Origin of the sequence: Bradyrhizobium ivorense (assembly GCF_900696085.1) — a bacterium.
Lineage (GTDB): Bacteria > Pseudomonadota > Alphaproteobacteria > Rhizobiales > Xanthobacteraceae > Bradyrhizobium > Bradyrhizobium ivorense.
Genome location: NZ_CAADFC020000028.1, coordinates 107,300 through 119,781 on the forward strand (window position 1 = coordinate 107,300; position 12,482 = coordinate 119,781).

Below are 12,482 nucleotides of genomic sequence, written 5' to 3' on the forward strand. Positions count from 1 at the left end.
TGCTCCAAACAAAGAGCTAAAGCGCGATGACGATTCATCGCGCTTTAGCCGGCGGACGGCTGCATCGCGCGATAGGCGTGCCAGGTGGCATGTCCGAGCAGCGGGTAGATCACGATCAGCCCAAGCATGCCGGTCGCAAGGCTCACCAGGAACAGCCCCAGCACGATCACCGCCCAGATCAGCAGCACGCGCAGATTGGCCCATACCAGCGCCATGCTGCTGGCCATCGCGGTGAGCGCGTCGGTGTCCTCGTCGAGCAGCATGGGAATCGAAAACGCGCTGATCGCGAACGAGAACGCCGCGAACAACCCGCCGACCGCGGTCCCGACCACCAGCATCGCCCATCCGGTCTGCGTTGTGAACAGCATCGGCGCGATTCGGCCGAGGCCGGGGAACGGCACCAGGCCGAAGAACAGCGCGTAGATGATGACGGCCGCGCGCATCCACACCATCATCAGCAGGCAGAGCAGCACGCCGGTGAACAGGATCTGGCCGCCGGAGCGGGGTCTGACGAGGAAGATGTCGATCCAGTGCAGCGGGAGGCCCGCCTCGATGCGGCGGCTCTTTTCGTAGAGGCCGATGGCCAGGATCGGCCCGACTACCATGAAGCCGGCGAAGGCCGGAAACAGGATGTAGTCGCCGCCGAGCGCGATCAGGCCGCCGACAAAGAACGCGGACACGAGGAAGATGAGGGCGCCGTAGGCGATGCTCATCGCCGGCTGGGTCATGAAATCGCGCCAGCCCAGGGCGAGCCACTTCATGGGATCGTCGGTCGCAAGCGGCCGCGCCCAGCGGTTGGGGATCGGGAGCGGCGATACGACCGGAGGGATCACCGGCATGGCGTTAATCCGTTGCTGGGGAGTGAGTGACGGCCGGCGGCGCGCATGACGACACCGCGGCGCTGAACTGCCCGCGCGCCGCATCGCCCTGGCCGTGCTTCAGATGCGTCACGCAGGCAGGTTGCGACATGGCGGCGACGTAGATCAGGTGGGCGTTGGCCGCGACGAAGACCAGGACGACGGCGGCAGCGAACAGCATCCAGAGCAGGAGAAGGGCCCGTCTGCGTGGTTGTCTGCCGGTCATGGCGAGCTCGTTCATGGCGCCTCGGTCCGCTTGTCGAGCAGATAGAGCGTGAGGATCTTGCGGTCGAGCTCGGACAGGCGGCCTTCCCAGCTCGGCATGTGACCCTGGCGGCCGCCCCACACCGTGGTGTCGATGGCGTCGAGACTGCCGCCGTAGATCCAGAACTTGTCGGTCAGATCGGGCGCGCCGAGTTCAACATTGCCCTTGGCATTGTCGCCGTGGCACGACGCGCAATTGTCGGCGAAGACCTTCTTGCCGGCCGCGACCGCGGCAGGATCGAGGTTCTTGGCGCCGGGGTTCGACAGCGAATAGACGAACGTCGCTGCCTTCAGCACGTCGCCGCGCGGCAGCATCGCGTCGCGTCCGAACGCCGGCATCTGCGACACATGGGTGTCCTTGTGCGCGGCGTTGATGCCGACGCGGATGGTATTGAAGACGTCGTCCGGCTTGCCGCCCCACAGCCACGACGACGTCGTCAGGTTCGGAAAACCGGGGCCACCCTTGGCATCGCGGCCATGACATGCCGCGCAATTGTCGCCGAACAGCGGGCGGCCGACTTCGCGCACGATCGCCATCATTTTCGGATCGGCCAGCAGCGCGGCATAGCTTTCGGTTTGGATTTTGTTGGTCCAGACGCTGCGATCGGTCGCCGCCTGTTTCAGTGAGTCCGCCACGATGTTGCGCTGGTCGATGCCGAGCAGTCCCTTGGTGTAGGTCACCCCCAGCGGCCAGGCCGGCATCAGGATCCAGTAGCCGACCGAGAACAGGAAGGCGATGATCAGGAAGAAATACACCGCGCGCGGCACCGGCGTGTTCAATTCCTTGATGCCGTTCCATTCATGACCGGTGGTCAGATAGCCGGTGTGGCTGTCGCGTTCCTCTACCGCCATGGCGTGTCCCTGTCGTCGAGGATGGACTGCGCGGCGCGATCGAACCGCTGCTTGTTGGACGGCCAGCAGGCATAGATCACGACCGCGATCGACAGCGCGATCAGGTAGAACAGGCCGAACGATTTGGAGAAGCCGACGAGCACGTCGTGTTCGATGGTCATTGCACCGCTCCTGCCTGCGCCACCGGCTTGCGGGCCGCGTCGGTGAGGCGACCGAGCACCTGCAAGTAGGCGACCACCGCATCCATTTCGGTCAGCCGGCCGGGCAGCCCGTCGAACGGGCGCACCGTGGTCGCCTTGCCGTAACGCTTGGTGACGCCCTCGGCTCGCGCCGAATCCGGATTGGCCTGGCCGTAGGCGTCGGGCGCGGCATTGGCGATCATGTCGTCGGTGTAGGGCACGCCGACCGCGCGCTGCGCCTTGAGGTGCGCGGACAGATCGTCGGTGCGCAGATCGGTCGACAGCAGCCAGTCATAGGCCGGCATCACCGACACCGGCACCACGTCGCGCGGATTGATCAGATGGGCGACCTGCCACTGGTCGGAGTATTTTTCGCCGATCCGCGCCAGGTCCGGGCCGGTGCGCTTGGAGCCCCACAGCATCGGGTGGTCGTATTTGGATTCGACCGCCAGCGAGTAGGGGCCGTAGCGGTCGACCTCGTCGCGCAACGTCCGGATCATCTGCGAATGGCAGGCATAGCAGCCCTCGCGGATGTAGATGTTGCGGCCGGCGAGCTCGAGCGGCGTGTAGAGCCGCATGTCCGGGGCGTCCTCGACGGTGCGGTGGATGGTGAACAGCGGCGCGATCTCGACCAGCCCGCCGATGCTGGCGACCAGCACGATCCCGAGCACGAGACCGATCGCCTTGCTTTCCAGCCGGTAATGAAATCCGAAGATCGACATGACGGTCTACTCCCCCGGCTGCGCGGCGAGCCTTGGCTCGGGCAGATCGCCGGTTCGCGCCGCCGCTTCGCGGGGCTCCCTGATCGTCATCCAGATGTTGTAGGCGCCGACGCAGCCGCCGATCAGGAACAGCAGTCCGCCGAAGGCGCGGGCGATGTAATAGGGCCGCATCGCGATCAGGGAATCGACGAAGGAATAGGCCAGCGTCCCGCTATCGCTGTAGGTCCGCCACATCAGTCCCTGGATGATGCCGGAATTCCACATCGCAAAGACGTAGATCACGGTGCCCGACAGCGCGAGCCAGAAATGCGCTTCGATCAGCCGCGCGGAGTACAGGCCGGTGCGCTTCCAGAGCCAGGGTACGATTGCGTAGATCGAGCCGAAGGTGATCATCGCGACCCAGCCCAGCGCGCCGGCATGCACGTGCCCGACGGTCCAGTCGGTGTAGTGCGACAGCGAATTGACGGATCGGATCGCCATGAACGATCCCTCGAATGTGCTTAAGCCATAGAACACCGCCGCGACCATCATGAAGCGCAAGGTCGCGTCGTCGCGAACCTTGTGCCAGGCGCCGTTGAGGGTCAGCAGCGCGTTGCCCGCGGATGCCCAGGACGGGATCAGCAGCATCAGCGAGAACGTCATGCCGAGCGTCTGCACCCATTGCGGCAGCGCGGTGTAGTGCAGGTGATGCGACCCCGCCCACATGTAGAAGAAGGTGATGCCCCAGAACGAGATGATCGACAGCCGGTAGGAGAAGATCGGCCTGCCCGACACCACCGGCAGGAAGTAATACATCATGCCGAGGAAGCCGGCGGTGAGGAAGAACGCCACGGCGTTGTGGCCGTACCACCATTGGGTCATGGCGTCCTGGACGCCGGAAAACGCGGAATAGCTCTTGGCGTGGCCGAGCGAGACCGGGATCGCGAGGTTGTTGACGATGTGCAGGATGGCCACGACCACGATGAAGGCCATGTAGTACCAGTTGGCGACGTAGATGTGCGGCTCCTTGCGCCGCGCCAGGGTCCGCAGATAGATCAGGAAATACACCACCCAGACGACGACCAGCCAGAGGTCCGCGTACCATTCCGGCTCGGCATATTCCTTCGATTGGGTGATGCCCAGCATGTAGCCGGTGACGGCGAGCAGGCAGAACAGATTGTAGCCGATCAGCACGAACCAGGGACTGAGCTGGTCGGGCAGCCGTGCGCGCGAGGTTCGCTGCAGGACGTAGAGCGAGGTCGCGATCAGGGCGTTGCCGCCGAAGCCGAAGATGACGGCGGTGGTGTGGACCGGGCGGATCCGGCCGAAGCTCGACCAGCCGCCGCCGAAGGTCAGGTCCGGATAGACCAGTTGCCACGCCACCCAGTCGCCGAACGCAAGCCCGACAACGACCCATGCCATCGCCAGAACGATGCCCGCCTTGCTGGGATCGTCATAGTAATGGGCGAACCGTTCGGCCGACGGCTCAGGGGCGTAGTAATCCTTGCCGATGCGAAAGATGATGAGGACGCAGAATAAAAGGATCAGCGCACCGTGAATGCCGATCGGATCATCCCGGCCGGCCACGCCAAGCAGAAATCCGAAGCTCGCGACCATGAGGCAAATCAGAATGGCGGTCTGCCGCTCGTTCCGGGTGAGTTGGGCAATCATGGCAGCCTGCGAGCGGTCAGGAATGGACGCATTTGCCTTCACTCCACGCGGTAAGACGCCTGCCCAGGCTGGCCAAGCGCAAGTCCTTCATTCAGCGATTTGGGGCAGTGCTTCGTTGACTTAGATCAAGGCGGCGACTTTCGTGCACACCGCGGATTGCCCCGGCGATGCAGATAGCGCGCAGAGTCCGCGTCTCAGATCGAATTCCGTCCGGCGGCGCGAACGCCGCTCGGCGAGTCGCCGAAGCGCGCCCGGAACAGGCGGTTGAAATGCGAAACATCCGAGAAGCCGACCTCAAGCGCGATGTCGGAGATGCGCTGCGGACCGGCCTTGAACTCGGACAACAACTTGAATGCTTGTTGAAGACGCAACTCGTTGACATGCCCGGTGAATGAGGATCCCGATGACGCCATCAGGCGCTGCAGGTAACGCGGCGAGATGCCCTGGCCGCGGGCCGCAGCCTGAACGCTGAGCCCCGGGTCCTGAAAGTGTGCGGCGATGTAGGCGAGCACGGCGCTGTGGCGCGCGGCCACCACTGCGCTGGCACCGCTCTCGCCCAGGGGAGCATACTCGCCGATCGAGAGCGCGACGAGATCATGGATGTGAGCCACGACCGTGCCGCGCAGCTTGGGTGCGGCCAGCGCTCGCTGCTTGAACACCGACCTCAGATACGCCATCAGGAGTCGAAACGCTTCAGTCCTGCGCGAAATGGGCCGCATCGCGAGGCCTTCGACGTCGGTCACGCGCTGCGCAAGCGCGTCGCGCGGCACGGCCAGCCCGAGCAGCAAGCCGTCGACATAGGTGACGATGGCGGGCTCCGAATGCAGGATTGCGATTGCGTCGCCGCCGCGAAGCTCGACGTCCTGGCCGCGCTGCGCGAGCTGACTTCTGCTGCGGGAGCAGACGATGAATCCGATCGAATCGTCACCATCGGTGATGTTCGGCTGCAAGCGCTTGAAGCGCATCGCGGAGCCTTTCAGTGCGAGCGAGCGCAGGCCCTGGATCGCCTGCAGCCTTGCTTCGGCCTGAAACGGTGCGCTCGATAGCGGCTCGATATCGGCGTGAACGATCCCTCGCACAAAGCTCTCGCGCCATAGCGGGAGCCGCATTGGTCCCGGAAGCTCGCGCGTCGAGAATCGATGCGATACGAGATCGGCTGCGTTCGTAGACATCGGGCACCTCCCGCCTTGACAGGACAACGGGATGAACGCTTGCGACTGCTGTCTGGTATCCGCATTTGCAATTCGCGCACCGCCTCCCTCGCAATGTGCGCATGAGTCCAAGAAGCTACGCCTTTCGCCTGATAGTCTCAATGATCTGTGATCGTGCGGTGTGAGCTGGTTCACGTAGCCGGTCTGAAAATTCAGGCATACTGACTGTGCAAGTCGTGCCAAAAATCTCCTTTAAGAGGAGATGGTCGTGATGGCTCTATTTGTAATTGCTGCTTTGGAGGTCAATTTCGGCATCCCTTGCAGAATGCGAGCGCAAATGCAGCTTCACGACGCCGTTCGCGACTGATCGAACTCAACGATCTGCGGGCGGACTGTTCTGCACAACTTGGCTGGCCCCTGACACCGATTTCGTGTCGCACGGCCGCCACATCGTCATTTGAGAACTGCGGACACGCATTACTCCCGGCTCTGCTGCCGGGTGAAATCAGCAATTCTTGTCAGGTGCGACGTCAATGGTGATGATCAAGTGTGAGGGTTCGATCATGCCCACCATTTTGGACATGCTGTACCGTGAGTTCTGCCGTGCTCGCCTCGCCGAAATGCGCAAGGCGCTTCTGATCCCGGTTGACAGCGACGACATCCTGCAAGCTCCTCGGGAGGACGGCGATCCTTCCGACGCCGGCGATCAGGCGAACGATTGGGCGACGAAAGAACTGCCAATCACCGGATAGGTGGGAACGTAACCGCATCCTCTTGGTCGGCGACCCGCGCGGCACGCAACTGCCGGCGCACCCAGACGCGTCATCGAAGCGCGCCTGATGAAGGCGTGCGGGCATACGGACAGGTCGACAGATGCATGATCGAACGCACGGCCCGCAGCGATTGCTCCGCGAAGCCCCGCCGGAGTTTGAAGGGGCTGGCCGCGACCTGCGCCTCGATGTCTGTCGCGGCATCGCGCTGTGGTGGATATTTCTCGATCATGTTCCCAACAACATCGGAAGCTGGCTGACGCCCCGCAACTACGGCTTCTGCGATGCCGCCGAAATATTCATGCTGATCTCGGGCGTGACCTGCGCGCTGGCCTACGGCAGGGCGCGCCAGCGCGAGGGCTGGAGGGGCATGATCGGACGATCGCTGCGGCGGGGATGGGACATCTATGCCGCGTTCCTGCTGCTCACGCTCGCTTGCGCCGTCCTCGTCTACTTCTCGGGCAGCGATGATCTTGCCGACGACAGCAACACGCGGATTCTGTTCGAACAGCCGGGCGCGACGTTTGCGCATGCTGCGATGCTGCAATATCGCCCCGTCAACACCGACATCTTGCCGGTCTTCGTGCTCGGTCACGTGTTGTTCGCACCGCTGCTCTGGCTGCTGCTGCGGGCGCCAAACGCGACGCTTGGCGGGTCGCTGCTGCTCTATGCGCTCGTGCACCTGTTCGGCTGGAGCGTTCCAGCCTGGCCGAACGGCAGCTGGTACTTCAATCCGCTGGCCTGGCAATTGCTGTTCGTGATCGGCGCGTGGTGGGTCGTCGCGGGCGACAAAGTCCGGCCGTGGCTGACCTCGCGCGCGGCGCTTGTTGTTGCGGTTCTCTATCTGGCTCTCAGCCTGGTTCTTGCATTGAGCTGGGGCGTCAAGTCCGTGGTCCCGCACGCGTTGACGGACCTGCTTTTCCCGCTGGACAAATCGAATCTCAGTCCGTTGCGGCTGCTGCATTTTCTGGCTCTTGCAATTGTCGCGCTACGGCTGGTCCCTCGGGATTGGCGAGGGCTGTCGACGCCGGTGCTTCGCCGGGCGCGGAGCTGTGGCGCGAACTCACTGCCGATCTACTGTCTCGGCGTTCTGCTGGCGCTCGCCAGCCACCTGACGCTGCTCGACATCTCCGACCGGCTCGCGATGCAGATCGCGCTGAGCCTTGCCGGAATCCTGGTGATGATCCTCGTCGCGATGCTGCTTGGCGCAATTGGCGGCAATCGTGAGCGAGGGTCCCGGCGGACGGAGTCGATCGAGAAGGTCAAACCGGCGTCTCCTGGCAGCGGCGACCGCGAAGGCGTCAATTCGGACAGGGTCGACCCGCGGCTTCCCACAGCGCCGTGCCTTTGATGTGCGTGCGCTGATCGAGATCAATCCGGATGTCGTCGGCCTTCACACGGCAACCGCCGCGAGCGTTCGCGTTCCGCGAATTGGTCATTTCCGCACCCGTCATTGACCTCGCCGCCACGACCGGGCACAGCGGGGTGTCATCGAACGGTCGCAACGGCCGATACGGACACTGGCTGCAGCGTATTTTGCGGTGCAGCAAAGATGAAATCAGACCCTGCTAAAGGGGCAATGGCATTCGCGGTCGCTTCTCTGTAAAGGTGCGACCGGATGTCTCGGGGCCGGCGGTTCGCGCTCCGCAATTACGCGGGAGGAAAAATGCGTAAGTTCATTCTGGCTGCGGCTTCGGTCGCAGCGCTGACTTTTGTGGGACCGGCCTCGGCGCAGTCGCCGATCGTGATCAAGTTCAGCCACGTGGTGGCGTCCGACACGCCGAAGGGCAAGGCGGCCGACAAGTTCAAGGAACTGGCCGAGAAATATACCGCCGGCAAGGTCAAGGTCGAGGTCTACCCGAACTCGACGCTCTACAAGGACAAGGAAGAGCTCGAGGCGCTGCAGCTCGGCGCCGTGCAGATGCTGGCGCCGTCGAACTCGAAGTTCGGCCCGATCGGCATCAAGGAATTCGAGGTCTTCGATCTGCCCTACATCCTCCCGGACCTCAAGACGCTGCGCAAGGTCACCGATGGCCCGCTCGGCGCCCGGCTGCTCAAGCTGCTCGACAACAAGGGCATGACCGGTCTCGCCTACTGGGACAACGGCTTCAAGCAGATGACCGCCAACAAGAAGCTGGTGGCGCCGTCCGACTACAAGGGGCTGAAATTCCGCATCCAGTCGTCGAAGGTGCTGGAAGCCCAGTTCCGCGCGCTCGGCGCGATCCCGCAGGTGATGGCGTTCTCGGAAGTCTACCAAGCGCTGCAGACCGGCGTCGTGGACGGGCAGGAGAACACCTGGTCGAACATCTACACCCAGAAGATGCATGAGGTGCAGAAATTCGCCACCACCACCAACCACGGCTATATCGGCTACGTCGTGGTCGTGAACAAGAAGTTCTGGGACGGCCTGCCGGCCGACGTCCGCGATCAGCTGTCCAAGGCGATGAAGGAAGCCACCGAGTTCGGCAACGGCCAGTCCGCCAAGGAGAACGAGGACGCGCTCGCCGACATCAAGAAGGCCGGCAAGACCGAGATCGTCAGCTTGACGCCCGAGCAGGACGAGGCGATGCGCAAGGCGATGATGCCGGTCTACAAGGACGTCGCCTCGCGCGTCGGTCAGCCCTTGATCGACGAGTTTTTGAAGGAGACCGACCGCAGCCCGATGAACTGAGGCCGTAAACACCTCGCCCGCTTGCGGGGAGAGGTCGAAATTCAAGCGAAGCTTGAATTTCGGGTGAGGGGGAGCCTCCGCGGGCGCAACGGATCATCGTGCGCGAGGAGAGAGCCCCTCACCCCAACCCTCTCCCCGTAAGAACGGGGAGAGGGAGCGCTCTGGCCGATGGGGCGGCCACCACTGGGGAGATCAATGCTGCTAAAGATTCTCGACAGGCTTGAGGAAATCATCATCGCAAGCCTGATGGGCGCCGCGACGCTGCTCACCTTCGTCACCGTGCTGCACCGCTTCCTGGTGGACGTGCCGTTCCTGTATCCGTACCTGTTCGGCATCAACCTCGCCTGGTCGCAGGAACTCTGCATCTACATGTTCATCTGGATGGCGAAGTTCGGCGCCGCCTATGGCGTGCGCGCCGGCGTCCATGTCGGCGTCGACGTCCTGATCAACCGCCTCAACGATCGCTGGCGGAAGGGCGTCATCCTGTTCGGCCTGCTCGGCGGCGCCCTGTTCACCGGAATCGTCGGCACCATGGGCGCCAAGTTCGTCTATGAGCTGATGCAGACCACGCAGGTGTCGCCCGACATGGAGATCCCGAGCTGGATCGTCTACGCCTGCATCCCGCTCGGCTCCTATCTGATGTGCTTCCGCTTCCTGCAGGTGTGCTGGAATTACTGGTTCCACAACGACCTGCCGCATCATGACGCCGCCCATGTCGAGGGCGTCGAGACCAGCAAGACCGCGCCCGTCGCGCTTGGAGAAGCGTGATGAACGCCACCATCATCTTCGTATTGCTGTTCGCCCTGATGCTGACGGGCATGCCGATCTCGATTTCGCTCGGCCTGACCGTGCTCACCTTCCTGTTCACCATGACGCAGGTGCCGATCGAGAGCGTCGGCCTGAAGCTGTTTTCGGGCCTCGACAATTTCGGCATCATGGCGATCCCGTTCTTCATCCTGGCCGGCACCTTCCTGACCCGCGGCGGCGTGGCGCGGCGCATGATCGCGTTCACGACCTCGCTGGTCGGCCATCTGCCGGGCGGCCTTGGCCTCGCCGGCGTCGCGGCCTGCGCGATGTTCGCGGCGATCTCGGGCTCCAGCGTCGCCACCGTGGTGGCGATCGGCTCGATCATGATGCCGGCGATGGTCGATCACGGCTATCCGAAGCGGTTCGGCGTCGGCGTGATCTCGACCTCGGGCGCGCTCGGCATCCTGGTGCCGCCCTCGATCATCCTGGTGCTGTATGGCGTGTCCACCAACACCTCGATCGGCGCGCTGTTCATGGCCGGCATCGTGCCGGGCATCGTGCTGGCGCTGATGCTGGCGGCGGTGACCTTCGTCGTGGCGCAGCGCAACGGCTATCCGAAGATGCCGAGGGCGACGATCGGCGAGCAGTTCAAGGCGTTCCGCGAGAGCCTTTGGGGCCTGCTGCTGATCGGCATCGTGCTCGGCGGCATCTATGGCGGCATCTTCACGCCGACCGAGGCCGCCGCGGTCGCCGCGACCTATGCCTTCTTCATCACTGTGTTTGTCTACAAGGAGCTAAAGCTCTCCGAGGTGCCGAAGGTGCTGCTGCAGGCGGCGAGCATGAGCTCGATGCTGCTCTACATCATCACCAACGCGGTGCTGTTCTCGTTCTTGATGACGCATGAGCAGATCCCGCAGGCGATGGCGGCCTGGATCATCGACAAGAACTTCTCGATCTGGATGTTCCTGCTGGTGGTCAACATCATCCTGCTGCTTGCCGGCAACGTGATGGACCCGTCGTCGATCCTCTTGATCATGGCGCCGATCCTGTTTCCGCTGGCGACCAAGCTCGGCGTCCATCCGGTGCATCTCGGCATCCTGATGATCGTCAACACCGAGGTCGGGCTGTGCCACCCGCCGGTCGGGCTCAACCTCTACATCGCGAGTAGTATCGCCAAGATGGGGATCAGCGAGATCACCATCGCGGTGCTGCCGTGGCTGTGCGCGATGCTGGTGTTCCTCGGCCTCGTCACCTACGTGCCGGAGATCTCGCTGTGGCTGCCGCGATTGTTGGGAATGATTTAGAAATGTTTCTGCAGGCCATGAACGGCGTTACATCTTGGTAACAGAGGTCTGCCTGACCAATCTGTAAGTTGAAGACGGGGGCAAGACGCATCATCTTCGAGCAACCTTCAAAGGAGGTTGGTATGAAGAAAGCTCTGCTCGCCGGCGTCGCGGCGCTCACGATTGCCGGATCGACCGTGGTCTATGCCCAGCATCGTCCCTGGTTTCATGGTCCGATGCGGATGAGCCCGGAGGACCGGGCGGCCTTCCTCGACGCGCGGATCGCCGCCGTGCATGCCGGGCTGAAGCTCAGCCCGGATCAGGAGAAGCTGTGGCCGCCGGTCGAGGCTGCGGTGCGCGACTTCGCCAAGATGCGGATCGATCGGGCCAATGCGCGGATGGAAGCGGACAAGTCCGACGCCGGCAAGGCCGAGACGGGGGATAATCCGGTCGCCCGCCTGCGCGAGCGCGCCGACAGCATGGCGGCGACCGCGGCGTCGCTGAAGCAGATCGCCGATGCCGCCGAGCCGCTCTACAAGACGCTCGACGACGGCCAGAAGCGGCGGCTGAGCCTGCTCACCCATCTGGAGGGGCGGGGGTTCGGCGCCGAGGGCTGGCGCCGCCACCGTTTCGAGCGCGGTTTCGACCGCTGGGAGCGCGGCGGCCGCGGCTTCGACCATGACCGCTACGACCGCGACGGCGGCGGCGACCAGGAGCGTTCCGGCCGGCTCTGAGCAGCGGGTCGCGGCGGCCTCGCCAGGAGGTCGGTCAAGTGGCTGAAAGGTCGCCGGAATCCGGCGGCCTTCGGCGCGTCCGCAAGGCCGGTAAAAGTCAGGAAAAATCGTCCAGCTTGCTGGACATACCGGAATCGCTTTGCTAAACGACGGCCCTCTTGCGAGGGTCATTTCCGGACAAGTTCCGGGCGCATAGCTCAGTTGGTAGAGCAGCTGACTCTTAATCAGCGGGTCCCAGGTTCGAGCCCTGGTGCGCCCACCACTCGTAAGGATTGGCCCTGCGGGGCTTTTTACATTTTAGCCGATGGAACAAATTGCGCTCATGCGACGCTTTTCGTGGTCACACGGTGTGCGACGCGTCCTCGTCGAGAGGAGATAAGCTGCCGCGCCAAGCCTGGTCGTGCTTCTGGTCAAGTTCGCCGGCACCATCGACGAACATTAGCGACCGGCACGGCCTCAGGCGCCAGGCTCCGTTATCGCCATTGCTGTCGCGCGCGGACTGTGTGTCCAACCACTCCGATAGAGCACGTGCGTGCTGATCGACCAAACGAGCTGGCAGCGTTCGGCGGCTTTTGAATTTCGCGCAACTCCAAATCATGAAT

General features: G+C 63.5%; 13 protein-coding genes and 1 tRNA gene. 7 read left to right on the top strand and 7 right to left on the bottom strand.

Annotated features, from left to right (window positions below; translation table 11 throughout):
- Positions 1-44 precede the first annotated feature (44 nt).
- From CI41S_RS31710 to CI41S_RS31740, 7 genes are all read right to left on the bottom strand, one after another.
- A complete protein-coding gene (locus CI41S_RS31710; protein ID WP_139863052.1) occupies positions 45-839 on the bottom strand; it encodes a DUF2189 domain-containing protein in 795 nt (264 codons plus the stop codon).
- A gap of 4 nt (positions 840-843) precedes the next feature.
- Entirely contained in the window at positions 844-1,098 is a 255-nt protein-coding gene (locus tag CI41S_RS31715) for a hypothetical protein (protein WP_244626746.1), read from the bottom strand.
- Positions 1,095-1,973, bottom strand: coding sequence for a cytochrome-c oxidase, cbb3-type subunit III (ccoP, locus tag CI41S_RS31720; protein ID WP_139863053.1), 879 nt, complete (start codon positions 1,971-1,973; stop codon positions 1,095-1,097). The genes CI41S_RS31715 and ccoP overlap by 4 nt, the downstream gene beginning before the upstream one ends.
- The gene (locus tag CI41S_RS31725; RefSeq protein WP_139863054.1) at positions 1,964-2,134 is read right to left on the bottom strand and encodes a cbb3-type cytochrome c oxidase subunit 3; all 171 of its coding nucleotides are present in this window, start codon (positions 2,132-2,134) and stop codon (positions 1,964-1,966) included. The genes ccoP and CI41S_RS31725 overlap by 10 nt, the downstream gene beginning before the upstream one ends.
- A complete protein-coding gene (gene ccoO / locus CI41S_RS31730) occupies positions 2,131-2,874 on the bottom strand; it encodes a cytochrome-c oxidase, cbb3-type subunit II (RefSeq protein WP_172628264.1) in 744 nt (247 codons plus the stop codon). Before ccoO ends, CI41S_RS31725 begins: the two co-directional genes overlap by 4 nt.
- A gap of 6 nt (positions 2,875-2,880) precedes the next feature.
- Positions 2,881-4,524, bottom strand: a complete 1,644-nt coding sequence (ccoN, locus tag CI41S_RS31735; RefSeq protein WP_139863055.1) for a cytochrome-c oxidase, cbb3-type subunit I — start codon at positions 4,522-4,524, stop codon at positions 2,881-2,883.
- Positions 4,525-4,718: 194 nt separating this feature from the next.
- Positions 4,719-5,696, bottom strand: a complete 978-nt coding sequence (locus tag CI41S_RS31740) for a helix-turn-helix domain-containing protein (protein ID WP_139863056.1) — start codon at positions 5,694-5,696, stop codon at positions 4,719-4,721.
- 512 nt (positions 5,697-6,208) lie between these two features.
- On the opposite strand from CI41S_RS31740, the gene CI41S_RS31745 reads away from it, so the two are divergent.
- The 7 genes from CI41S_RS31745 (at position 6,209) to CI41S_RS31775 (ending at position 12,142) form a co-directional block, all read left to right on the top strand.
- Complete coding sequence (locus tag CI41S_RS31745; RefSeq protein WP_139863057.1) at positions 6,209-6,427, top strand: hypothetical protein; 219 nt, start codon at positions 6,209-6,211, stop codon at positions 6,425-6,427.
- Positions 6,428-6,548: 121 nt separating this feature from the next.
- Entirely contained in the window at positions 6,549-7,796 is a 1,248-nt protein-coding gene (locus tag CI41S_RS31750) for an OpgC family protein (RefSeq protein ID WP_139863058.1), read from the top strand.
- Between the two features lie 315 nt (positions 7,797-8,111).
- Positions 8,112-9,116, top strand: a complete 1,005-nt coding sequence (locus CI41S_RS31755; protein WP_139863059.1) for a TRAP transporter substrate-binding protein — start codon at positions 8,112-8,114, stop codon at positions 9,114-9,116.
- 195 nt (positions 9,117-9,311) lie between these two features.
- The gene (locus CI41S_RS31760; protein ID WP_139485550.1) at positions 9,312-9,884 is read left to right on the top strand and encodes a TRAP transporter small permease; all 573 of its coding nucleotides are present in this window, start codon (positions 9,312-9,314) and stop codon (positions 9,882-9,884) included.
- Positions 9,884-11,167: a TRAP transporter large permease gene (locus CI41S_RS31765; protein ID WP_139485549.1), complete on the top strand. Its 1,284-nt coding sequence runs from the start codon at positions 9,884-9,886 to the stop codon at positions 11,165-11,167. The genes CI41S_RS31760 and CI41S_RS31765 overlap by 1 nt, the downstream gene beginning before the upstream one ends.
- 122 nt (positions 11,168-11,289) lie before the next feature.
- A complete protein-coding gene (locus CI41S_RS31770) occupies positions 11,290-11,880 on the top strand; it encodes a Spy/CpxP family protein refolding chaperone (protein ID WP_139863060.1) in 591 nt (196 codons plus the stop codon).
- Between the two features lie 186 nt (positions 11,881-12,066).
- Positions 12,067-12,142: transfer RNA gene (locus CI41S_RS31775), tRNA-Lys, on the top strand.
- Positions 12,143-12,482: the final 340 nt, after the last annotated feature.